At 45.6% G+C, this 24111-nt stretch carries 22 protein-coding genes, 2 pseudogenes and 3 riboswitches; of the genes and pseudogenes, 12 read left to right on the forward strand and 12 right to left on the reverse strand.

Going from position 1 to position 24111, the window contains the following annotated elements; all coding sequences use genetic code 11:
* Positions 1 to 82 precede the first annotated feature (82 nt).
* A complete protein-coding gene (locus tag V6D42_RS13675; protein WP_333513570.1) occupies positions 83 to 589 on the reverse strand; it encodes a YbhB/YbcL family Raf kinase inhibitor-like protein in 507 nt (168 codons plus the stop codon).
* A gap of 126 nt (positions 590 to 715) precedes the next feature.
* On the opposite strand from V6D42_RS13675, the gene V6D42_RS13680 reads away from it, so the two are divergent.
* From V6D42_RS13680 to V6D42_RS13725, 10 genes and pseudogenes are all read left to right on the forward strand, one after another.
* Positions 716 to 1594 (forward strand): LysR family transcriptional regulator, encoded by an 879-nt coding sequence (locus tag V6D42_RS13680; RefSeq protein ID WP_333513571.1) that lies wholly within the window; start codon positions 716 to 718, stop codon positions 1592 to 1594.
* Between the two features lie 69 nt (positions 1595 to 1663).
* The gene (locus V6D42_RS13685; RefSeq protein ID WP_333513572.1) at positions 1664 to 2137 is read left to right on the forward strand and encodes a DUF1453 domain-containing protein; all 474 of its coding nucleotides are present in this window, start codon (positions 1664 to 1666) and stop codon (positions 2135 to 2137) included.
* 17 nt (positions 2138 to 2154) lie between these two features.
* Positions 2155 to 3372: a sensor histidine kinase gene (locus V6D42_RS13690; protein ID WP_333513573.1), complete on the forward strand. Its 1218-nt coding sequence runs from the start codon at positions 2155 to 2157 to the stop codon at positions 3370 to 3372.
* Positions 3359 to 4015, forward strand: coding sequence for a response regulator transcription factor (locus V6D42_RS13695; RefSeq protein ID WP_333513574.1), 657 nt, complete (start codon positions 3359 to 3361; stop codon positions 4013 to 4015). The genes V6D42_RS13690 and V6D42_RS13695 overlap by 14 nt, the downstream gene beginning before the upstream one ends.
* Positions 4016 to 4064: 49 nt before the next feature.
* The gene (gene pepT / locus V6D42_RS13700) at positions 4065 to 5297 is read left to right on the forward strand and encodes a peptidase T (RefSeq protein WP_333513575.1); all 1233 of its coding nucleotides are present in this window, start codon (positions 4065 to 4067) and stop codon (positions 5295 to 5297) included.
* 106 nt (positions 5298 to 5403) lie between these two features.
* Positions 5404 to 5529: a hypothetical protein gene (locus tag V6D42_RS13705; protein WP_333513576.1), complete on the forward strand. Its 126-nt coding sequence runs from the start codon at positions 5404 to 5406 to the stop codon at positions 5527 to 5529.
* A gap of 277 nt (positions 5530 to 5806) precedes the next feature.
* A pseudogene (locus V6D42_RS13710) lies at positions 5807 to 6085 on the forward strand (hypothetical protein).
* Positions 6086 to 6167: 82 nt separating this feature from the next.
* Positions 6168 to 6643, forward strand: a pseudogene (locus V6D42_RS13715) (LURP-one-related/scramblase family protein).
* Between the two features lie 66 nt (positions 6644 to 6709).
* Positions 6710 to 6816, forward strand: a riboswitch (SAM riboswitch).
* Between the two features lie 84 nt (positions 6817 to 6900).
* Positions 6901 to 8034 (forward strand): 5-methyltetrahydropteroyltriglutamate--homocysteine S-methyltransferase, encoded by a 1134-nt coding sequence (locus V6D42_RS13720; RefSeq protein WP_333513577.1) that lies wholly within the window; start codon positions 6901 to 6903, stop codon positions 8032 to 8034.
* 68 nt (positions 8035 to 8102) lie between these two features.
* Positions 8103 to 8212, forward strand: a riboswitch (SAM riboswitch).
* A 78-nt stretch (positions 8213 to 8290) separates the two neighbouring features.
* Positions 8291 to 9430 (forward strand): 5-methyltetrahydropteroyltriglutamate--homocysteine S-methyltransferase, encoded by a 1140-nt coding sequence (locus V6D42_RS13725; RefSeq protein ID WP_333513578.1) that lies wholly within the window; start codon positions 8291 to 8293, stop codon positions 9428 to 9430.
* Between the two features lie 46 nt (positions 9431 to 9476).
* Here V6D42_RS13725 and V6D42_RS13730 read toward each other — a convergent pair whose 3' ends face one another.
* The 7 genes from V6D42_RS13730 to V6D42_RS13760 all read right to left on the reverse strand — a co-directional run bounded on the left by V6D42_RS13730 (position 9477) and on the right by V6D42_RS13760 (position 16352).
* Positions 9477 to 10871, reverse strand: coding sequence for a sigma-54 interaction domain-containing protein (locus V6D42_RS13730; RefSeq protein WP_333513579.1), 1395 nt, complete (start codon positions 10869 to 10871; stop codon positions 9477 to 9479).
* A gap of 78 nt (positions 10872 to 10949) precedes the next feature.
* Positions 10950 to 11723 (reverse strand): 3-hydroxybutyrate dehydrogenase, encoded by a 774-nt coding sequence (locus V6D42_RS13735; RefSeq protein ID WP_326191407.1) that lies wholly within the window; start codon positions 11721 to 11723, stop codon positions 10950 to 10952.
* A 17-nt stretch (positions 11724 to 11740) separates the two neighbouring features.
* A complete protein-coding gene (locus V6D42_RS13740) occupies positions 11741 to 12397 on the reverse strand; it encodes a CoA transferase subunit B (protein ID WP_333513580.1) in 657 nt (218 codons plus the stop codon).
* On the reverse strand, positions 12394 to 13107 hold the full coding sequence (locus V6D42_RS13745) for a CoA transferase subunit A (protein WP_333513581.1): 714 nt from the start codon (positions 13105 to 13107) through the stop codon (positions 12394 to 12396). Before V6D42_RS13745 ends, V6D42_RS13740 begins: the two co-directional genes overlap by 4 nt.
* Before the next feature lie 24 nt (positions 13108 to 13131).
* The gene (locus V6D42_RS13750) at positions 13132 to 14571 is read right to left on the reverse strand and encodes a GntP family permease (protein WP_333513582.1); all 1440 of its coding nucleotides are present in this window, start codon (positions 14569 to 14571) and stop codon (positions 13132 to 13134) included.
* A gap of 228 nt (positions 14572 to 14799) precedes the next feature.
* The gene (locus tag V6D42_RS13755) at positions 14800 to 15642 is read right to left on the reverse strand and encodes a methyltransferase domain-containing protein (RefSeq protein ID WP_333513732.1); all 843 of its coding nucleotides are present in this window, start codon (positions 15640 to 15642) and stop codon (positions 14800 to 14802) included.
* 227 nt (positions 15643 to 15869) lie between these two features.
* A complete protein-coding gene (locus tag V6D42_RS13760) occupies positions 15870 to 16352 on the reverse strand; it encodes an SDR family NAD(P)-dependent oxidoreductase (RefSeq protein WP_333513733.1) in 483 nt (160 codons plus the stop codon).
* 359 nt (positions 16353 to 16711) lie between these two features.
* A riboswitch (purine riboswitch) is annotated at positions 16712 to 16813 on the forward strand.
* A gap of 127 nt (positions 16814 to 16940) precedes the next feature.
* Between V6D42_RS13760 and V6D42_RS13765 the strand changes: the two genes are divergently transcribed.
* Positions 16941 to 18134, forward strand: coding sequence for a NupC/NupG family nucleoside CNT transporter (locus V6D42_RS13765; RefSeq protein ID WP_333513583.1), 1194 nt, complete (start codon positions 16941 to 16943; stop codon positions 18132 to 18134).
* Between the two features lie 42 nt (positions 18135 to 18176).
* Here V6D42_RS13765 and V6D42_RS13770 read toward each other — a convergent pair whose 3' ends face one another.
* From V6D42_RS13770 to V6D42_RS13780, 3 genes are all read right to left on the reverse strand, one after another.
* Entirely contained in the window at positions 18177 to 18851 is a 675-nt protein-coding gene (locus tag V6D42_RS13770) for a DUF3298 and DUF4163 domain-containing protein (protein WP_333513584.1), read from the reverse strand.
* Between the two features lie 146 nt (positions 18852 to 18997).
* Complete coding sequence (locus V6D42_RS13775) at positions 18998 to 19288, reverse strand: hypothetical protein (protein WP_024123376.1); 291 nt, start codon at positions 19286 to 19288, stop codon at positions 18998 to 19000.
* Positions 19289 to 19338: 50 nt separating this feature from the next.
* Positions 19339 to 21399: a catalase gene (locus V6D42_RS13780; protein WP_333513585.1), complete on the reverse strand. Its 2061-nt coding sequence runs from the start codon at positions 21397 to 21399 to the stop codon at positions 19339 to 19341.
* Between the two features lie 207 nt (positions 21400 to 21606).
* Here V6D42_RS13780 and citH point away from each other — a divergent pair, with 207 nt between their 5' ends.
* Positions 21607 to 22887 (forward strand): citrate transporter CitH, encoded by a 1281-nt coding sequence (gene citH, locus V6D42_RS13785; RefSeq protein WP_333513586.1) that lies wholly within the window; start codon positions 21607 to 21609, stop codon positions 22885 to 22887.
* 44 nt (positions 22888 to 22931) lie between these two features.
* Here the strand turns inward: citH and V6D42_RS13790 are convergent, their stop codons facing one another.
* Entirely contained in the window at positions 22932 to 24038 is a 1107-nt protein-coding gene (locus V6D42_RS13790) for a hypothetical protein (protein WP_333513587.1), read from the reverse strand.
* Positions 24039 to 24111: the final 73 nt, after the last annotated feature.

Below are 24111 nucleotides of genomic sequence, written 5' to 3' on the forward strand. Positions count from 1 at the left end.
TATTATATAGTGTTTAGAACTGGTCTACATCCATTTTCATGAAGTTTAATCGTTTATTAATCGTTTCTTCATATTTTCTGCCCTAAACCCTTGCCAGCAATTCAATAGAGGCCTCAGCGAGAATGCGTTCTTTCATGTCTTGGTAGAGCTGATTCATATAAAAGCCCTGCTGAAGATTTAGTTCAGCATCCAAAGCATAGACCGTCAGCGTATATGTATGATCCTCGTCAGGCGGCGTCGGCCCGCAATACTGGTGAATCACCTTTGGATTGATGCTTCCCGCAAGCGCTGAAGCAAAGCTGTTTTGCCCCTGTATCATCAAGTCCTGTCTTTCCTCACTCGCATGTTCAGGAAGCTCTCCGATGTGTGCTGGGATGTTCGCCGCTATCCAGTGAATCCAGCTGAATCCGCATACGGGAATGGCGTCATGGTCGATGAAAGTCAGTGCGAGCGTCTTTGCACCAAGCGGGACTTCCTCAAAACGAATCGGAAAGGATACAAATGGATTCCCGTCTCTCTTATATTTTTCATCTGCATATTTTGAGTATTTGTCATGTAAATAAGGATTTGCTTCTACGTATATGTTCATGTGATTCCCTCTCTCCATTTTTTCGTTCTATAGGTATACTAAACGAATGGAAGTATAATCAGTGATAAGCAAATACGCATTTTCAATTAACAATTTGTTATCAATTAGCAGTGAAGGAGGTATTTCATGGATTTAAAATGGCTGCAAACGTTTATTTCCGCAGCGGAATCAGAAAACTTCAGGGAAACGGCTGAGCGTCTTTATCTCACGCAGCCGGCTGTTTCTCAACATATGAGGAAATTGGAAGATGAACTGGACATGCAGCTGTTTTTGCATAGCGGAAGAAGGGTTGTCCTGACTGACGAAGGCAGGCTGTTTTTGCCTTATGCCAAAGAAATGATCAATGCATACCAAGCCGGAAAGCACAAAGTCAGCCAATGGAAGCAGGGGTACAGCCGGGCACTTACACTAGCCGTACACCCCTATATCGCGTCCTATATATTGCCTCGCTTTCTGCCCGCCTATATCCAAAAACATCCGCATGTCGAGCTTTCAACTCATGTAGCTGAATCTGACGATATCAAACTAGCGGTAGAACACAATGAAGCTGATATTGGTTTGTCGCGAAAAGACCCGAACTCCGGCACTCTTTATTATCAGCACATATGCGAAGGTACGCTGTGTCTGGCTGCTCCTTTTCAAAAAAGCAGGCCTGCGGATGCTGCATCTATCTTCAGCCGCTATCGGCTGCTAACGCATGATCATCCGTCATATGGGGATGCCTTTTTGGACCGCATCCATTCACATTACCCGCATATTCAAACGATGGCTGTCGGGCAGACTGATACGGCTGTTCATATGATAAAAGCGGGAATGGGTGCCTCTTTCCTCCCCACCTACATCATTAAACAGGAAGAGGACGAAAAAAAGCTGATGGCTGTAAACACGCCGCCGCATCTTGAATTGCCGGCGTCCCGGACATTTATGATGTGGAAAAGGAATAGTGAGGACATTCAGCATTTTCACGCCATGCTGCAGGACTTCATGCAGTCCGAACAGGTCTAAAATCAATCTGCCGATTGACGTTTTCTTTTCCTAGAATCGTTATACTTATGGCAGAAAGGATTTGATGACATGGCGATGAGCCCATATATTTTTATTGTATTTATTCTTATTATTTTATCGATGTATCGAGAAAGAACTGTAAAGCCCGGGAAACTGCTGATCATTCCGTTTCTTCTTTTATGGGGCGTATCAGCATCATTTCAGCCGGCATATTTTCATTCCGTTTTACACGCGGCGATCAGCGGTATGTTATTACTGATCGGGCTGGCCTGCGGATTTGGCATCGGGAAGATGGTAAATGTGCGGATTCACCCAGAAACCGGAAAGGTCACTTCACGCGGCTCTCTTGGAAGTGTTATTCTCATTTTAGTGATACTTTCTTTGCGCATGGCTGCGAGAATATGGCTGCCTGAGAGCAACGAGCTTTTTATTGCTATTATTCATTCTATGTTCTTCATTCCCCTCGGTACCATCACAGCCCGTAACATCATGCTTTACAAAGCATACAGACGGCTGACCGCAGGCAAAGTATCGATTCAATAACTGAAAGAAGGACCCGCATGAACCGACAATCTTCGGCTCGGCACTACAAGAAACTTGTGCCGAGCCTTATTCTCATTTTGAATGGCTTACAATTTTTATCTCACCCATCCAAAGCTGATCCTATTTTGTTAGCGTTTGTGTTTGCGGTTTACTTAGCATTCGTGTGGATCATTTCCTATGTGGCATCCGCTGCTGTCAATTTGGGCATATTCATCGGACTTTGGCTCCTGACCGTTTTCCTTTGGGCTGTTTCTGGCCAAGAGCAGGGAGCCGCCTATTTTTTGATTGTATTTTTAATGATTTATGCAGCCTTTAGGCTCCCTTCACGGCTTTCCTTGATATTTACAGCATGTTTAATTGGAGGCAACATATTATTACTATCCTCAAACGGAGGAAACTTGAATACCATCATTGGCAACATCTCTATCATGATCGGACTGTACGTATTCTTCTCCTCAATGCGCTTTAGACGCGAAGCGAGAAGAGAGGCAGAACGAAATCATGCTGAATTGGCAAACATGCATGTACAGCTGGAGCAAGCTCACGAAGAACTTCAGAAAGCGCATACTGAGTTACAGGAGGCTTCTGTTCTTTCCTTGAGATACGCTGTGCTTGAGGAGAGAACGAGAATCGCGCGGGACATACACGACAGCATCGGCCATGAGCTAACCTCTGTGATCGTCCAGCTTCAGTCTCTCCCTTATATCCTGAAAAGCAGCAAGGAGGATTCAGAAAAAGTCATACAAAATGTACTGACTGTCGCCAGAGAATGTCTTCAGGAAGTACGGTCTGTCGTTCACCAAATGGGCCGAAGTGAATCAATGGTAGGTCTTTCCGCTTTACGGGGCCTTATCCATCAAGTGGAGGAGCGTAGCGGCTTATCCATTTCATTAGACACCTCCGTTCTGCAGGAAGAATCTTGGCCCCAGAACATAAGCGAGACGATCTACCGTGTCTTGCAGGAAGCACTGACAAATACCATCCGTCACGCCAACGCTTCCCGTATAGCTGTCGTCTTTTGTAACGATGAGACCCATCTCCATGTGAAAATCACCGACGACGGACAATTCACCGGCAATCTCACTTTCGGGTTCGGGCTGTCAGGGATGAAAGAGCGCGCCGAAAAAGCAGGCGGTTCCCTTTCTGTTAAAGCTGTTCAGCCGAGCGGCCTGCAAATTGAGCTGTCATTGCCGCTTACAACAACGAATAAGGAGCAAAGAGATGAACAATCATAAAATACGCGTCGCACTTGCGGATGATCAGCCGCTTGTGCGTGAGGGCTTCCGCTATGTCATCAACGCTCAGCCGGATATGGCTGTTTCCGGTGAGGCCGGCGACGGTCATGAAATCATTGACCTCGCTAAGAAAACAAAACCTGACGTCATCTTAATGGATGTCCAAATGCCGTCATGCTCAGGCATCGAAGCGGCCAAGGACATCATGTCCGCCCTCCCGGATACAAAAATCGTCATTTTAACGACCTTTGACACTGAAGAATACGTATTTGAAGGCATTCGCGCCGGCGCTGTCGGCTACCTGCTGAAGGACACGCTTCCTGAAGAACTGATAGACGCCATTCGGGCTGCCTCCAGAGGCGAAGCGATTTTCCGCACAGTCACAGCCGCTAAAATCATCAGTGAGACATTCCGTGCAAAGCAAAAGTCTTATACTGAAAAACTGACTGAACCGTTTACCAAAAGAGAACTCGAGGTACTTCAGCAAATGGCCTATGGCTTGAGAAATGAGGAAATTGCCGACAAGCTTTTTGTCAGCGAAAGCACCGTCAAAACCCACGTGCATCGAATTCTGCAAAAATCCAATGCCCAAGACCGGACACAGGCAGTCGTTTTTGCCATTCGAAACGGCATTGTGAAATAGAAATCTCTCATCTCGGCATGATAGAATAAGACAAAGGAGATGATTGGAAATGAAAGAAGACATCATTGAACGGTTTACTACATACGTAAAGGTCGACACGCAGTCAGATGAATCAGTCGACACCTGCCCTTCCACACCCGGCCAATTGACGTTAGGAAACATGCTTGTTGAGGAATTAAAGTCAATCGGCATGGAAGACGCAGCCATTGATGAAAACGGCTATGTCATGGCGACTCTTCCTTCCAATACTGACAAAGACGTGCCGACAATCGGCTTTCTCGCCCACGTTGATACCGCCACAGACTTTACCGGCAAAAATGTCAATCCGCAAATCGTTGAAAGCTACGATGGAAAAGACATCACGCTCAATGAAAAGCTGCAGGTCATCCTATCGCCTGATCAATTCCCTGAACTGTCGGGCTACAAAGGACACACTCTGATCACCACTGACGGCACAACCCTTCTTGGCGCTGACAATAAGGCTGGCATCGCTGAAATCATGACTGCCATGGATTATCTCATCAAACACCCTGAAATCAAGCACGGCACCATTAGAGTTGCATTTACACCTGATGAAGAAATCGGCAGGGGCCCGCACAAATTTGATGTTGCGCGGTTCAATGCCTCCTTTGCCTATACTGTTGACGGCGGCCCGCTCGGTGAGCTTGAATATGAAAGCTTCAATGCTGCCGCAGCGAAAATCACGATCAAAGGCAACAATGTACATCCCGGCACGGCAAAGGGCAAAATGATCAACTCTGCAAAAATCGCAATGAAGCTGAACAGCATGCTGCCGGCAGATGAGGCACCTGAATATACAGAGGGCTACGAAGGCTTCAACCACCTGCTTTCCATTCAGGGAGACGTAGAAGAGACCAGGCTCAACTACATTATCAGAGACTTTGACAAAGACATCTTCCAAAACAGAAAAAAAACCATGCAGCGCATCGTTGAAGAGCTCCAAAACGAATACGGACAAAATCGCATTCAGCTTGATATGAACGATCAATACTACAACATGAGAGAAAAAATTGAGCCTGTCATCGAAATCGTCCACATTGCCAAACAAGCAATGGAAAACCTCGGCATCGAACCGAAAATCTCTCCAATCCGCGGCGGCACGGACGGCTCGCAGCTTTCTTACATGGGACTCCCGACGCCGAACATCTTTACCGGCGGGGAAAACTTCCATGGCAAATTTGAATATATTTCTGCCGACAACATGGTCAAAGCCGTAAACGTTATCGTTGAAATTGCAAAACTGTTTGAAGAACAGGCGTAAGCTGAAAAACCAGTCCAAAAAAGGACTGGTTTTTTGCGTGAAAATGAAACGTTTTAAAAGCTCTGTCCGTAAAACAACTATCAACGGATGAGGAGGAAATGCAAAGATGAAGAATACAATTGCCGCAAAAAGCCTGTTCAAAAAATGGATGATTACGCGCCCGCTCAAAATGCAAACAAAACGATCAAACCCATTTAAAAAGATTAGAAGAATGTTCAAACGCTTTTTCTGACCCTTCGCCAGACTCCCCTCAAATCAGGCATCCATTCCAAATTCCCGCCCAAATGCTCCGAAATTTGGGTTTTTTGTGTTCAATTCCTCAAAATAGGGTATATATCAAACAAAGAAGAACACATTATCCATATATAGTTAATTTGGATTACAGAAATTTAGGTTAAAAGTTATATAAAGGAATTCATTTTAACGTCGATAGTAACTATAGAACCAATCAAAAGAAAAAACACTAGCTTAATGCAAGACTATTTTCAGGTCATCAACGAAAAGGATTTTTGAGGGACACGCATTTATTATTATTAGATTTAGAATTTTTTGAATACTTTTAGACGTTTTATCCGTACAATAGAGAATACCAAAACTTTTTTTGGGAGGTATGTAAAATGATCTTATTTATTATCATCGCATTATGTGGCTATCTTCTCTTTTCATTCAGCAAAGACAATAGACGAAAACCGCAAAAGACAAGCCCTCTGCCTGCACCCGTTCCTCATCATAACAACCTAATCGACCTTGACGCCATCCGCCAAAAACGCCGGATGCATCTTTCCTAAGACATACCTTATAAATGAAAAGGCTGCAGATATGCAGCCTTTTCGTTATTCCTGAAACTAGACTTCAGTAATGATCGAATGATTGTTGAAACAACGGATCTTTTCGTTTAAAAATGCTTTTCACATTTATGGTCAGAATGAACAAGAGAAATTCAAGGTGGAGAGCCGATTGTTTTCATTCGGAGACTCGCTACACATAACAGATTCCTCTGGAGAAACGCTCGCTTCCATTGAGCAGAAGCCCATGTCTTTTTTGCCCCGTTATGTCATTTCTATCGGGGGAGAAACGGTTTGTGAGGTGATGAAGAAATTAACGTTATTCAAACCGAAATTTGAAATTACCAAACTGAATTGGGAAATCGACTGTGATTGATGGAAGGACAAATTCCAGCTGACGGACGGCCAGAATGTGCGAATGTCTGTCAGCAAAAAGCAGCTCAGCTGGGGTGATACGTATCGCCTGCAGATTGCACATGAGAAGATGTGCTGATTTGCACAGCCATCGCGATTGTGCTGGATATGGTATTGGTTGACGATGAAGATAAGCCAATCTTCTAAAAAACTGTTGACAATTCATGCAAAACTAATAATATTAAGATAATTGAAAACTCAATATGTAGATTTACCTTATCAAGAGAGGTGGAGGGACTGGCCCTATGATACCCGGCAACCGCTGTTTTACACAGAATGGTGCTAAATCCTTAAGAACATCGCGTTCTTGCAGATGAGGCAGAGATTTGATCGTTCAAGCTCTTCCTTACACAAAGGAAGAGCTTTTTTCATGCAGCAAACATTTTAGAAAAGAGGCGAATGATATGGCTCAGCAAGTAAACCTCGCAGCACAGAAATCAGAAAAACAGAAGAAAGCTCCTTTCCGCGCCGATCATGTCGGCAGTTTATTACGATCCGCACCAGTAAAAGAGGCGCGGCAAAAACAAGCTGCCGGCGAGATCACGGCAGAACAGCTTCGTGATATTGAAAATAAAGAAATTACCCGCATTGTCGAAAAGCAAAAGGAAATCGGCCTAAACGTCGTAACTGACGGAGAGTTCCGCCGTTCTTGGTGGCATTACGATTTTCTTGAAGGGCTTGATGGTGTAGAACCCTTCATTCCGGCCGAAGGGATTCAATTCCATCATGCGAAAACAAAAGCCCGCAGCATTAAAGTCACAGGAAAACTGGATTTCACCAGCCATCCGGCGCTTGCCGATTATCAATTTTTACACAGCATTGCCGGAGATGCGACAGCAAAATTGACGATTCCAAGTCCAAATATGCTGTTTTTCGGTGAAAAAGCTGATCAAGGCGTATATCCCGATCAGGAGGAATATTTTCATGACCTGGCCCAGACGTACAAAAAAGCGATTACCGCTTTCTATGATGCGGGCTGCCGCTATCTTCAGCTCGATGATACGTCTTGGTCTCTCTTCTTTGAAGAAAAAGGCAGAGAGGTTGTCCGTGCCCTCGGCGGTGATCCGGAAACATTGCCTGCGTTGTTTGCCAAAACAATTAACGATGCAGTGGCGGACCGTCCTGATGACCTAACGGTTACGATGCACATCTGCCGCGGCAACTTCCGCTCGACTTGGGCCGCATCAGGAGGCTATGACGCTGTAGCGGAAACGATTCTTGACGGTTTAAACCTTGATGGCTTGTTCCTGGAATACGATGATGACCGCTCCGGAAACTTTGACCCGCTTCGCTTTGTCAAACGCAAGGATCTGCAGATTGTCTTGGGCTTGATTACATCCAAATACGGAGAGCTTGAAGATCCAGAGGATGTCAAACGCCGAATCAATGAAGCTGCGCGCTTTGTCAGCTTAGATCAGCTTTGCTTAAGCCCGCAGTGCGGTTTCGCTTCTACAGAAGAAGGAAACCTTCTGACTGAGGAGCAGCAATGGGCGAAGCTCCGTCATGTGGTCGACATTGCCAATGATGTGTGGACATAATCTATCGTTGACAGAAGCGAAAAATGTGTGAATAATAGATACTATCAGAAAATTTAATAAAAAGGTTTTCCTTATCAAGAGAGGTGGAGGGACTGGCCCTGCGATACCCGGCAACCGCTGTTTTACACAGAATGGTGCTAAATCCTTTAGAGCAGATTTGTGCTCTTGTAGATAAGGTTGAGATTGTTCACGCAAGCTCTTCCTTATCCAGAGGAAGAGCTTTTTTATATTCGAATGGAAAGAAGGAATGGACAACATGTCACAGCAAACAACACCCGCAGAACAAAAACAATCGCTTCAGAGAAAAAAACCGCCGTTTCGCGCGGATCAAGTCGGAAGCCTGCTGAGATCTGAGCCCGTCAAAAAAGCGCGGCTGCAAAAGGCGGCCGGCGAAATGACTGCCGAACAGCTTCGCCAGATTGAAAACGATGAAATCATCCGCATTGTGGAAAAACAAAAGGAAACCGGCCTGAACGTCGTGACAGACGGAGAATTCCGCAGAGCGTGGTGGCATTTTGATTTCCTGGAAAATCTGGATGGCGTTGAGCCGTTTATACCTGAACAGGGTATCCAGTTCCATAATGTGCAGACAAAAGCACGCGGCATCAAAGTGACGGGCGATATTGATTTCTCAGATCACCCCATGCTCGAAGATTACTCATTTTTACATGGCATCGCTGGTGATGCCACGCCAAAAATGACAATTCCGAGTCCGAATATGCTATTTTTCCGAGGGAGACTGGAAAAGGATGCCTACAGGAACGATTATGCTCTTTTCCAGCATGATGTATCAAAAGCATATAAGAAAGCAATTCAAGCGTTTTATGACAGAGGCTGCCGCTACCTCCAGCTTGATGATACAGCATGGGCTGTTTTCTTATCTGAAAAAGGCTTAAAACAAGTGGAAGCATTCGGAACAACGCCTGACGAGCTTCGCCAACTGTTTGCGAAGTCGATCAATGACGCCATTGCTGACCGTCCGGATGATATGACAATCACCATGCATATCTGCCGCGGCAACTTTCAGTCCACTTGGACAGCTGAAGGCGGTTATGATGCGGCGGCCGAAACCATTTTTGACGGCTTGAATCTGGACGGGCTTTTCTTAGAGTATGATGATTCACGCTCAGGCGGATTCGAACCGCTCCGTTATGTGAAACGCACTGATCTTCAGCTTGTTCTCGGTTTAGTTACATCTAAATTCGGTGAGCTTGAACATCCGGACGACGTGAAACGCCGTATTGAAGAAGCGTCACGTTATGTCAGCTTAGACCAGCTGTGCCTGAGTCCGCAATGCGGGTTCGCTTCGACTGAGGAAGGCAACAAGCTGACCGAGGAACAGCAATGGGCGAAGCTGCGCCATGTTGTTGAGATCGCTAACGATGTTTGGAAATAAAGAACAGAAAAACACACTTGATTCCTTGGCGGGACAAGTGTGTTTTTTATGCCTGCTCAATTTGATAGGCTTTGCATTTTTCATATAAGCTTGTTTTTCCTATGCCTAATAGCTTTGCTGCCATTATTTTATTGCCGTCTGCTGCGGCAAGCGCCTCGATGATCGCGTTTTTTTCCGCCTCAGCGATTGTCTCTTTTAATGGCTGTATCGATTGATATTCTCGGACTTTGATTGTTCTTTGGATGGGTTGATCTTCAGGAGCGAGATTCAGGTGTTTCGGTTCGATTCGTTTGCCGTCGAGGACGTTGACAGCCCGTTCTAGGACGTTTTCCAGTTCACGTATGTTGCCCGGCCAAGAATAGCTCTGAAGCACTGCAATCGCTTCTTTAGAAAGCTCCAAGCCATCAAAGCCAAATTTCCGTTCAAGTTTTTTTAATAGAAGCCCTGCGATGGGCACAACATCCTCTATGCGCTCTCTTAGGGACGGGATTTGAATTTTGATTACATTCAATCGGTAATAGAGGTCTTGCCGGAAGTCTCCTTCCCGGACCATTTTTTCGAGGTTTCGGTGTGTCGCCGCAATCACTCGTACATCTATCGGGACCGGGCTTCCTGCGCCGACCCGCTCTATCTCTTTCTCCTGCAGGACGCGAAGGATTTTGCTTTGCATATGCAGCGGCATATCACCTACTTCATCAAGGAAAATGGTTCCTTGATGCGCGAGTTCAAATTTTCCTTTTTTCCCGCCTTTTTTCGCCCCCGTAAACGCTCCGTCTTCGTATCCGAACATTTCTGATTCAAACAATTGCTCCGGGATCGAAGCGCAGTTGACGCGCAGAAAGGGAGCATACCGGCGGCGGCTGTTCTGATGGATGGCGTGGGCAAACAGCTCTTTTCCCGTGCCGGATTCTCCTAAAAGCAAAACGGCCGATTGGCTGTCAGATACCCGTTCAGCCAGCCGTTTCGCGTCCATAAAGAGAGGGCTGTTTCCAATCAAGTCGCCAAAGTGATATTTACTGAAAAGCTCTTTTTCGTATCTATTTTTATAATAATTGAGTTCATTGAGGATGGGTTTAATTTTTCTTGAATAATCCATCCATTCCTGCGGATTGCGAAACATAACGGTTCCGACCGCTCCGACAAGCTGCTGGTTCACATAGAGCGGATACCGGTTGGCGATCATTTCGCTGCCATTAATCGGATGAATAGCGGCGGCCTCTGTCTGCCCCGTCTTCGCCACGATATGCATTCTCGAATTTTCAATCACGTCCTGAACGGGTTTTCCTATCGCTTCGTTCTCTGTTTTTTTCAGAAAGTCACAGTATGCCGGATTGATATAGAGAATGTTCCCCTCATGATCAACCACAACAATACATTCCGCCGCAAGGTTGATGATTTCATCCAGCCATTCAAAGGGTAATCTTTTAATAGAATGTTTCATCTCCCTGTCGCTCCCGTCACTTTGTAATCGCTTTCACCCTTATGATAAACGAGAGCCTCCTATGAATACAAGAATCTATTATTGAGCTGTATAGCCTCCATCCAGCACGACCGCCTGGCCTGTGACGCCTTTCGCCTTTTCACTCGCCAAAAATACGGCATAATCAGCAATTTCTTTAACCGATAGAAGACGTTTTTGCGGAACAAGCGGAAAAATCACCTCTTCCAGAACCGATTCATAGGGAACATTTCTTGTTTTAGAAAGATCGCTCAGCTGATTGCGGACAAGCTGTGTGTCCACATATCCCGGGCAGAGTGCATTCACCGTAATCCCGTGGGGCGCGCCTTCCAGCGCTCCCACCTTTGTCAGCCCAATGACGCCATGCTTTGCGCTGTTATAAGCGGCTTTTCCTGCAAACCCCACCAGTCCGTTCACAGACGCGATATTGATGATCCTGCCGAACTGCTGTTTTTTCATAAGGGGAAAGACATGCTTCATCGCAATAAATGGCGCGGTCAGCATGACGCGAATAAGCTGTTCAAACCGTTCTGTCGGAAACTCTTCAATCGGCGCGACATGCTGCATGCCTGCGTTATTCACCAAAGTATCCAAACGTCCGTATCGGGTCTTGATAGTATGGACGATATCAGCGATTTGCTCTTCCTTTGTTACGTCACATGGAATGCCCGTGATATTAAAGCCTTCCTCGTTCAGCTTGGCGGCGGCCTCCCCGCACGCTTTTTGATTTACATCTGAAATAATGACTTCGGCGCCTTCCCGGGCGAATTCCTTTGCGATTTCAAATCCGATTCCGCCGGCTGCGCCTGTCACAAGAGCGACTTGTGTTTTCATGTCATACACCTTCCTGCTTAAGATTTTTGCCGGATGACTGACTGGCTTACGGCGAAGTCAGCTTCAGTTTTCTCATATACCTCTTCCAGCGTGACGCCGTCCTGGAGCTCAGTCAGTGTCATATGGCCGTTATCAAAATCAAAAACAGCTAAATCAGTGATCAGCCGATGAACGACTTTCTGTCCTGTCAGCGGGAGGGAGCATTGTTTTTTCACCTTCGATTCCTCATGTTTATTGACGTGCTCCATGATGACAACGATTCGCTTAGCCCCGTTGACCAAATCCATAGCGCCGCCCATTCCCTTCACCATTTTCCCCGGGATCATCCAGTTCGCCAAATCCCCTTGCTCAGAAACCTCCATGCCCCCGAGGATGGCCAGGTCGATATGACCGCCTCGTATCATCGCAAAGGATTCTGCGCTGTCGAAATAGGATGCGCCTGTTACGGCGGTGATCGTTTCTTTCCCCGCATTGATCAAATCCGGGTCTTCTGTTCCTTCCAGCGGATAGGGGCCGATCCCAAGCAAGCCGTTTTCTGATTGAAGCATCACATGCACGCCCTCCGGTATTTCATTTGCGACAAGTGTCGGCATCCCTATCCCAAGATTGACGTTCATACCGTCTTTTATTTCCTTTACAGCACGTTTGACCATTCGTTTTCTGGCTTCCTTCATTGTGCCGCCCCCTTTCCCTCCGCTTGCTGAACAGTTCGTTTTTCAATCCGCTTTTCATGTGTGCCGAGCACAACATGCTGTACGTAAATACCAGGCGTGTGGATGTGGTCGGGATCGAGCTCTCCCGCCTCAACAATTTCTTCTGCCTCGGCAATTGTGATCCTTCCCGCCATGGCGGCAACCGGATTGAAATTTCTTGCCGTTTTCCGAAAAACTAAATTTCCCATGGTGTCCGCTTTCCACGCTTTTACAATGGCGACATCCCCAGTAATCCCTTTTTCTAACACATAGGTGCGTCCGTCAAAGGTTTTATGCTCTTTCCCGTCAGCGATAGATGTTCCGACGCCTGTGGCTGTGTAAAATCCCGGTATACCCGCTCCTCCGGCTCGGATTCTTTCAGCGAGCGTTCCTTGGGGGACCAATTCCACTTCCAATTCTCCGCTTAAAAATTGCTTTTCAAAAATTTTGTTTTCTCCGACGTAGGAAGCGATCATTTTTTTGATTTGTTTGTTTGCCAGCAGCAGACCGAGCCCCCAATCATCAACTCCGCAATTATTGCTGACGACGGTTAAATCTTTTACCCCTTTATCCCTTATCGCCAGAATGAGCTGCTCGGGAATTCCGCACAGGCCGAATCCGCCCGCGATCAGTGTATCCCCCTCCCGAATGAGTTCCGCGGCTTCCTTACTCGATGACAGCACTTTTCCCATATCTGATTCCCCTTTCGTTTTGTCCTATACAAGACCAGTCAAACTGTAAATCGCGATAATCACAAATACGGCGGCGGTTTTGATGAGAGTAATCGCAAAAATATCCCGATACGATTGGCGATGAGTCAAACCCGTCACAGCCAGCAGGGTGATCACCGCCCCATTATGCGGAAGCGTATCCATGCCTCCTGACGCCATCGAAATAACCCGGTGCATCACTTCAGGCGGTATGTTGTAGGTCTGAATCGCTTTCACATATTGATCAGACATCGCGCTTAACGCGATTCCCATTCCCCCTGAGGCCGATCCGGTGATCCCTGCCAGCGTTGTTGTCGTTACCGCTCCGTTTACAAGCGGATCTGTAAACGTATGTGAAATGCCGCTGCTCAGCTTATGAAACCCCGGCAGCGCAGCAATAATGCCGCCGAAACCATACTCGGCGCCTGTATTCATCGATGCCAGCAGGGCACCGCCGATCCCTTCATTCAACCCTTCCTTTAGCTGTCCAAACACTTTTCTCCAATCAAACAAAATGGTTGCGATGATTCCGATCAGGAGGGCCAGCTCCACTGACCAAATGGCAACCGCGGAGGAGATATCAAGTTTCCCGAACTCTCCCAATCCTATGGCGGAAAAATCGAATTCATTCGGATACCACTTGGGGAGGATCGTAGTGAAACATTTGTTCATCACACCAACGAGAATAAGAGGAACAAAAGCGAGTGCGTGCCGGACCTTGCTTGTGTCAGGCTCTAAGGCCGGCGGGCTTTGTTCCGGGGCAAGATCAGTTGGCTCACGCGCGGCAGAAATCTCCGATCGAAAACCGGCGAAGCCTTCCCCTGTTTTTTCTGCTTTTTTGCGCCTCGATTCCAAGTAGAACATACCCGCCGCCAGCACAAATACCGCGCCGATTATACCAAGCCAAGGGGCGGCATAAATGTCTGTTTTGAAAAACGTCGTAGGAATTACATTTTGGATTTGCGGTGTACCCGGCAGTGCGTCCATCGTAAAAGTAAAAGCCCCGAGAGCAATCGTTCCCGGTATGAGGCGCTTCGGGATGTCAGCTTCTTTAAACAGATTTTTCGCAAAGGGGTATACAGCAAAGACGACAACAAACAGGCTGACTCCGCTGTACGTTAAAATAGCGCCCATCAATACGATAGCGAGTGTTGCTCGTTTCGCCCCGACCAATCTGACAATAGTCTTCGCAATGGAAGCCGCCAAGCCGGACATCTCGACAACCTTTCCGAAAATGGCGCCAAGCAGAAATACTGGAAAGTACAGCTTAATAAAGCCTGCCATCTTCTCCATGAATATGGTTGAGAAAAAAGGAAGCACAAAGCTTGGATCTGTCAGCAGCACAGCAAATAAGGCGCAAATCGGGGCAAACAAAATGACAGAAAACCCTCGATAGGCGACAAACATCAGCAAACCCAAAGCCAAAAGAATAATCATAATGTCCACAAACATCCCTCTTTTCCGCTTGTCTGAGAAAAGGAAAGCGTTTACAAAATTTCTCCTCCCTTTCCGTCATTTCTAATGCAAGTTCTGTGCCAATTACCAGATCACCATTTCAAGCCTTTCCTCTTCCATATTTACGGAAAATGAGCGATAACTATTCCAACCCAGTGGAAAATTCCGTTTTTGCGGAAAACAAAAGGAAAGCTCTTTTTGGGAGCTTTCCTCTTTCACTCATTTCGTTCCGATTAATACATCGACATCAACTGTCAGCTGAGCCGATTTCATTTCTCTAAACTGGTTGATTTTTTCAGCCGATGCGCACCAGGCTAACGGTGTCATGTTCAGAAGCCATTCTACGCCTTGCTGATGAAGCGTTTTGGTATAGCACAGCCTCATCAGATGATCGAGCTGAAAATGTGTGGTAAAGCGCTCAATTGCAGGTGTATTGGAATAGGTTCGTCTTTCTGAATCTGCATATAAAACCTGCCTTAGTTCTGTTAAGTAATCCTTTTGAGGGACAACCTTTATAACCAAACCATCTTTTTTCAGCAGTCTGTGAAACTCTGCATAATTTGAAGGTGAGAAAATCGATAGAATGACATCAAATTGCCGGTCTTGAAAGGGCGCATTAGCTACATCAGCTACGGCCCACAGCTTCCCGCCAATATTTTTTGAAGCTTGTAATATGCCATCCTTGGCAATATCAATCCCAATGCCGTGAACCGTTTTCTTCTCTTGAAGCAGCTCGCAAACCGCTTTCAAGTGGGTCCCCTCACCGCATCCGCAATCTAAAATGGTTAACGTCTCTTTTTCAGACTTCCGGTCACTGATCAAGTCAGCTAATGCCTGATGTAGCGGTGCAAAAAAGTGATATTCTGCCATCAGCCGGCTTCTTGCTTCGAAAAGCCCCGCCCGATAGCTGCTTTTGACCGGCTTTGTCAGGAAATTTACGTACCCATGCCGGGATATATCAAACGTATGCCCGCTCTTGAAACAAACCAAACTTTTCCAAGATGTGACCTTCATTGAAGAATCGCAAATCGGGCATCGAAATAGAGAGACAAATTGATTCATATAAGCAGCATGCTTCTTTATGTTTGACACAAAAAACACCTCATTCATTCGTTTTTAAATAAATGAAAAAGGCATAGACAAATAAACCTGGGCCTATCTAACTTTTTGGCCAGGTCTGGAATGTCGTCTATACCTGTCATTATCTATAACGAATGAATTGAATAATCATAAAAAAGAACTCCTTTTTGCTGCATAGAGGGTTTCCCCCCATTATTATGATATATCAATCATCCAGGAATAGGAACGAGATTCTCAACGACAGACGGCTGCCCGAACTCCTCACTGTTTAGAAGATCAATTAATAAGCGGGCTGTTTCTTCAGCAGACTGCAATCTTCCTTCTTTTTCTAACTGAATGAATTGATCAACATAAGGAAAATCCTCTTTACCAACTGACCGGATTTCAGTTTGCAACTGGGTATCAATCACCCCGGGATAAACCGCTGCGATTTTAACCGGATTCAGCTGATCCGCCTGCTCCAGACTGATGCTTTTAGAAAATGAATCCAGACCCGCTTTTGACGTGCTATAGCAGCTTTGTGAAGGCAGTTGATATTTGGCTGAAGCTGACGAGATATTCATGATTCGCTTATCCGTTTTGATGTGCTTCGTGTGCTTCACAAAATGGGAAGTGATCACCATAGGTGCAATTAAGTTGACCTGCAGGTTTTCTATAATGTCCTCCGTTTTATTTTGTTCAATCGGCCCAATGGCGCCAGTACACCCGCATTATTGATTACATAAATGCTTCCGGCTCCTTATTAAGGCTAATGGGCTGAAACAACTCATCAAAGAGCGCCTCAATCCCGTGGCTATCTCTAAAATCACTGCTGTCCAAGTCGATCAGCTTTTGATTATTCTGTCTTGAAATACAGTACAGCCGATGGTCAGCATGTATTGGCATGCCTGTGATGATGATATGCTTCGTTTTTTCCTCCTGATCACAATTTCAGCATAGCAATCCAATATGATTTTCCTTTATTTTCTCGACTTCGAAATATAAATTTATTATTTTGAAAATAGTTAAAAAGGTTGATTTTCAAAAAGTGAAAGGATAAAATACTGCTATCATCTTAGAAAAAAGACATTCTTGTATATGATCAGTAATATGGTCTGATTGTTTCTACCTAGTAACCGTAAAAAACTAGACTACAAGAAAGTTTGAATAAATTTGAACGAGTTGAAAAGGACAAGTTCTTTTCTGTTTGCTCTTATTTTTCACACTTTCTGCACTTCCAGAATTTGTGAAGAATAAGGGCTTTTTTCATTTCCATAATAAACCTCATAGGAGTTGCTATCATGTACTTTTTATTAAACCTTGTCGGTCTCATTGTGATTATGGCAGTTGTGTTCCTATGCTCCCCGCAGAAAAAGAAAATCCAGTGGCGTCCGATCATTACGTTAATTGTTCTGGAGCTTTTGATTACGTGGTTTATGCTGGGGACAAAAATCGGCAGCTGGGCCATCGGACAAATTGGAAATTTCTTCACTTGGCTGATTGCTTGTGCCAGTGACGGGATCGCCTTTGCCTTCCCTTCTGTGATGGCAAATGAAACGGTAGACTTTTTCTTCAGCGCACTTCTTCCAATTATTTTCATCGTCACATTTTTTGACATTTTAACATATTTCGGCATTTTGCCATGGCTGATTGATAAAATCGGCTGGGTGATCTCAAAGGCTTCCCGCTTGCCGAAATTAGAGAGCTTTTTCTCTATTCAAATGATGTTCTTAGGAAATACAGAAGCACTGGCAGTCATCCGCCAGCAGCTCACAGTATTAAACAACAACCGCCTGCTCACATTCGGCTTAATGAGCATGAGCAGCATCAGCGGCTCCATTATTGGATCTTACCTGTCAATGGTGCCGGCGACATACGTGTTTACAGCCATTCCATTAAACTGCTTAAACGCGCTGATTATCGCAAACCTGCTGAATCCTGTGCATGTGCCAGAGGATGAAGACATCATCTATACACCGCCTAAAGAAGAGAAAAAAGACTTTTTCTCTACGATTTCTAACAGTATGCTTGTCGGCATGAACATGGTCATCGTTATTTTGGCAATGGTCATCGGATATGTGGCGTTAACGTCAGCGGTTAATGGCATTCTTGGTGTTTTCGTACACGGCCTGACCATCCAGACGATTTTCGCTTATCTCTTCAGTCCGTTCGCATTCCTGCTTGGGCTAGGGGGACATGATGCGATGTATGTTGCGCAGCTGATGGGAATGAAATTGGCGACGAACGAGTTTGTTGCGATGCTTGACTTGAAAAACAACCTTAAAACACTACCGCCTCACACAGTTGCGGTAGCGACGACATTCCTGACGTCATTTGCCAACTTCAGTACTGTCGGCATGATTTACGGAACATACAACTCGATCCTTGACGGCGAAAAGTCAACGGTCATCGGGAGAAACGTGTGGAAGCTGCTCGTCAGCGGAATTGCGGTATCTTTACTAAGTGCTGCGATTGTCGGTCTGTTTGTGTGGTAGAAAAATGGAGCCATATCCCTTTTAAGGATATGGCTCTTTTGATTATTGATAAATAGAGGAAGGCACCTGCACATCACGAATTCCAGCTGCATAAGGTCCCAAGTCATACTGGCCGAAGACGATGGCGATCCCGTTTTTCGTAAAGTAAAACGTTGTGTCTTGGTTAAGGGTAATATCCTCTTTCTTTACATCAGGGAAAAACAGCGTGTCATGTTTTTTGATATAGCTGTATAGGTAATCTTTCGTTTTGCTGACTTTTGTTTTGGTATTCAGAATCTGATTCAGTGTCACCCGCTTGTGTGTGTTCAAGTCGTAGTTGAAGGACTGAACAGATGTTAAGCCGTGGGCGCCGCCTGAATAGATATAATTAAGCGTTTGAATGCTGAGCTTGCCCGCCGCATTATATTTGACGCTGAAGGATGTTTGATATTCCGCTTTGAAGCCCTGCTGTTCACCGGCTTTTTTGTTTTTCAGGTATTCTTGATACGATTGTTCAATGTAGGCTTTCAGCTCTTGATTGATGTTTTTTTCAAACGCGGCATTCCCGATGTGATGCACCTGAGGATACTTTAATTCCTTGATCTTCTTGTACGTATGGCTGCTGACAGTCGGCGTTTTCGCTTGAACTGCTTTTAAAGATGGGGCCGCATATGCAAATACACTAAAAAGCAGGACAGCAGCAGCTACGGCAAATTTCATCATTTTATTCCATTTCATACAATCTCCTCCTTTGATTTTCTTTGTTTATCATTCCCTTTTTTCTGCAACGCACACTGTTATAGACCGATGAAGTGAAAAGAAGTTTCTAGGTCGATCTGCTCGATTTTTCCCAAATAAAAAAGAGACAACATACTGTCTCTTTTTTACTGTTTACGCTCAGCAATCACTTCGTGAACCGCTTGTGCCAAATCAATATTCCCAAACATCTCTAACACCGCAATGACGGTCTGGTCAGGTATGTGTTCTGACTCGTTCTTCGGCACGATCAGTTCTTCCACTGTTTTTTTCAAGCTTTCATTCAGCTTTTGCTGCGGATACGCTTTGGCATATAGCTCCAATGGATCAAGATCATGGTTGACACACCATTGGGCGAACACTAATATCATCATATTTTCGTCGCGCTCGTAAGCCTCTGCGAGCTGTTTTTCGTTCATCTGTCATGCTCCTTATCCTTAAGTATCTTCCTCTACGATACAGGAGCGAATCAAATTCGTCTATCCCAATGGCGGTGGGCGGCAACTGCTTCGATAAACGCTTTGCTGAAGCCGGTGTAGTCCTCTTCGTCTTCTGCTGTCACAATTCCCGGCCCCTCTGTTGCGCCGACAGCTGATTTGAGGAGGCCAACTCCTTCATTTGCCGCACCGATCGCCTTATAGTGATTGTAGGCTTCTCTGATAAACGCCATCGCTTGTTTATCTTCTTTTCGTTCAGGTCCTCCTGCAGCATAAACCGCGTCATATAGAACGGAGTCTGTCGTCAGGAATGTGCCGCCGACCTCAAGCTGCTGTCCGGCGCCGCTTGTGATGTACCCCAGCGTTTGACTGATGACATCCGCTATGATCCCTTCTTGTTTTAAGGCGTCCAGCACTGTTTGCAGTTCTTTTTCATCAAAACCATTGCCGGCGAGAACCGCGACTTTTCTCGTTGACGCTGTTTTCACTGTACGGGCTTGGCTTAATGCAGGTGAGGTAAGGATTTCTTTTGATGCTTTGCGTTTCGCCGGCGGTGCCACACCTACTCCTTTTGCGATTTCTTCTGCCAGGACAGTATCTACGTTGCTGAAGACATCTACGACCTGCCGCTGCACATCTTTGCTTTTGACCTTCCCGACCTCGAAGCAAAAGGCGGAAATGATGTGCTTTTTCTCAACCGGGGACATGCTGTTCCAGAACAGTTTTGCCTGTGAATAATAATCGTTAAAACTGTCGCTCCGCTGGCGGATTTTTCTGCCCTCTACTTTCTCCTGATAGTGGACGTAACCGCCTTCTTCGGCTGACGCAGGAGACGGGTCATTGTTCTGCAGAGAGTTTTTATGATAAGCAACCGGCCCCTTATTGATGGTCATCCGATGATAACCGTCGTATTGGTTGTTATGGAACGGACATACCGGGCGGTTAATCGGAATCTCGTGGAAGTTCGGGCCGCCAAGACGGATGAGCTGTGTATCTGTATAAGAGAAAAGCCGTCCCTGCAGGAGCGGATCATTTGTGAAGTCGATGCCCGGCACAACATTTCCTGGGTGGAATGCGACTTGCTCCGTTTCCGCAAATACATTATCCTGATTGCGGTTCAGCGTCATTTTCCCAATGATCTTCACCGGCACAAGCTCTTCCGGCCAAAGCTTTGTCGGATCAAGAATATCAAAATCAAATTTGAATTCATCTTCTTCCTCTATCATCTGCACGCCTAGCTCATATTCAACCGTACCGCCGTTTTCAATCGTTTCCCACAGATCGCGGCGGTGGAAGTCGGGGTCTTTTCCGGCAATTTTCTGCGCTTCATCCCATACGAGAGAATGCACGCCGAGCACCGGCTTCCAATGAAATTTTACGAAACGCGCCTTTCCTTGTTCATTGACAAACCGGAACGTGTGAACGCCGAAGCCCTCCATCATTCTGTAGCTGCGGGGGATGCCTCTGTCAGACATCGTCCACATCACCATGTGGGCCGACTCAGGGTTATTGGCGACAAAGTCCCAAAACGTATCATGAGCAGTAGCGGCCTGCGGCATTTCATTGTGTGGCTCAGGCTTAAACGCATGCACCAAATCCGGGAATTTGATCGCATCCTGAATAAAGAACACCGGGATATTATTGCCTACAAGATCATAGTTTCCTTCTTCAGTATAAAATTTTGTTGCAAAGCCTCTAGCGTCACGCACCGTGTCAGCGGAGCCTTTGGAGCCCGCAACCGTTGAAAACCGGACAAATACCGGTGTCTTCACCGAAGGGTCCTGAAGAAATTTCGCCCGGGTGAATTCTGTCATCGGTTCGTAAACCTGAAAAAAGCCATGCACGCCATACCCGCGCGCATGCACGATCCGTTCAGGGATTCTCTCATGGTCAAAATGGGTCATCTTCTCCCGAAAGTGAAAATCCTCCATCAACGTCGGGCCGCGAACTCCGGCTTTTAACGAATGTTCGTCTTCAGACACCCGTACGCCTTGGTTTGTCGTCATTTTCTTTCCGCTGTTATCAACCCTGTACTGTTCGAGCTGCTCGTCTTTTGAGTGTTCATTGACTCGTTTGTTTTGATCATCACTCATGTCTGCTCCCCCTTTTCCTATTCCAGATCTCAAAAAATAAACATTCTACAGCACATTTACCCTTGGCGATCTGTATATAAACTGCTCATCTGCTCTATAGGTTTTTAGGTCTACTTGTCAACATGAGGTCATAAATATTTGAAATAAGCCTTCTCGAAATGCGGAAGCGCTTACAAAATTGTTCTGTTGAATGGGGGAGGTCATATCGTGCTTGCCATACTTGGTTTTGTGATGATCATTGTCTTCATGTATCTTATTATGTCTAACCGGCTTTCCGCTCTTATTGCCTTGATTGTCATTCCTGTTGTGTTTGCCCTGATCAGCGGATTCGGCAAAGACCTGGGCGATATGATGCTTCAGGGTGTAACAGGCCTCGCTCCGACAGGCATCATGCTATTATTTGCGATCCTGTATTTCGGCATCATGATTGATTCAGGTTTGTTCGATCCGCTCATTGCCAAAATCTTATCCCTTGTCAAAGGAGATCCATTAAAAATTGCTGTCGGCACAGCGGTACTGACGATGACCATTTCGCTGGACGGAGATGGGACAACAACGTACATGATTACCATTGCGGCGATGCTTCCGCTATACAAACGGCTCGGCATGAACCGGCTGGTATTGGCGGGAATTGCAATGCTCGGGTCGGGAGTCATGAATATTATTCCGTGGGGAGGGCCGACTGCAAGGGTTTTGGCTTCTTTAAAATTGGACACGTCAGAAGTCTTCACTCCGCTGATTCCTGCTATGATTGCCGGCATTCTTTGGGTGCTTGCCGTAGCCTATATTCTAGGAAAAAAAGAACGGAAACGGCTCGGCGTCATTTCAATTGAACACCAGCACGCGTCCAATCCGGATACAGCGCCGCTCAAACGCCCCGCTCTCCAGTGGTTTAACCTGCTGCTGACTGTCGTGCTGATGGCCGCTTTGATCACCAGCCTGCTCCCGCTCCCTGTTCTTTTTATGATCGCATTTGCTATCGCCTTGATGGTGAACTATCCAAACGTAAAAGAGCAGCAAAAGCGAATCTCAGCACATGCAGGAAATGCCTTAAACGTTGTCTCCATGGTGTTTGCCGCCGGTATTTTCACAGGCATTTTGTCGGGCACAAAAATGGTAGACGCCATGGCGCATTCTCTCGTATCACTCATCCCTGACGCCATGGGTCCGCACCTGCCCTTGATTACAGCCATCGTCAGCATGCCATTTACCTTTTTTATGTCGAATGACGCCTTTTACTTCGGTGTCCTGCCGATCATCACAGAAGCCGCCGCTGCTTACGGAATCGATGCCGCAGAAATCGGCAGAGCCTCTTTGCTGGGCCAGCCTGTGCATTTGCTCAGTCCTCTCGTGCCTTCCACTTATTTATTGGTCGGAATGGCGGGCGTCAGCTTTGGCGACCATCAAAAATTCACGATCAAATGGGCCGTGGGAACAACCATTGTGATGACGATTGCGGCACTGCTGATGGGGATTATTTCGTTTTAACGTGAGAAAAGGATTTCCGCTGCCGGAAATCCTTTTTTGGTCATTTAATTGATATATTTTATGACAGGCAAGCTTTCAACACCTGAAGCATAGTAGTAATTTAAAACACTGAAAAAGTCTACCGCTTTGCCGGTTTTTAGATCAACGATTAATATATGATCCCCATAGTTCTGATCATCCGCATCAAGCCTTCTCGGTGTTTTTTTACCTAACGTATCAAGGAAAGAATCATCATAACCTACCCCGGACTGATAAGCTGATACATGATGCATAAAAAGCGTGCCTGTGTCTAAGTAAACCATGATGGCTGAGCTAGAACTTGCATAACTCGAACGATAAGTGACAGGGTCAGAAATATGTTTAACCTTCACATCAGAAATGGAATGGGTGCGCTGATTATACCCGCCACCATAGGAAAAATAATATACTCTTTCCCAGTTTAATGAAGATGTTTTCGTATTAGAATTGTACAGCAGTGTACCATTCGCATAAACGGAACCGTCTCCATACTCAGCAACAAAGGCTTGTAAATTAGACGTTACCGATTTTACACTTGAATAATTAGAAGGGTTTTTCGCATTTAACTGAATGTTATATGAATCTCCCGTCGTTCCTTCAGAGTAAACCCGGATCATATAATCGCCAGCGGGAAGCTCTTTTAAAAGCACTAAGTTCCCTGCTGCCATTGATATATTAGACGGCTGAGCTTCTCCTGTATCCCAATTGACAACATACAATTTCAGATGGTAATCGCTGTTGTTTGAAAGAATTCTTGTGATAAGGGTTCGATCTGACGAAGTACTGAAAAAGTACATATCATCTGGATTATTTTCATCAAGAACAGAGGTTGTATTGAAAACCTGGTCATCGGAGTTGTACATGGAACTTGTTTTAAAAACATTCTCATCCGAAGGCTTCTTCACTTTCATCTTTTCTGTGTTATTGTCCGTTTTAAGGCTTACTTGCTTCGCTTGATTTAATGAAACACCCTCAGTTTCCTTTTGTTTTTTCAGTTTTTCCTGCTGCTCCATAATTGTTTTTTCTTTTAACACACTTTGCGCTGAGGCAGCATTTGAATTCATACCTAAACTAAAAACAACAAGCAACACAGTACACAAAAAAAGCAGTGAAACAATTTTTTTGTTCTTCATATACAAACCCCTTTCCAATTTTATACTATACATATCGGCAAGGGGCTTGGATCATTTACATAATTATATTTAT

The organism is Bacillus sp. 0909A (assembly GCF_036765115.1).
GTDB lineage: Bacteria > Bacillota > Bacilli > Bacillales > Bacillaceae > Bacillus > Bacillus mojavensis.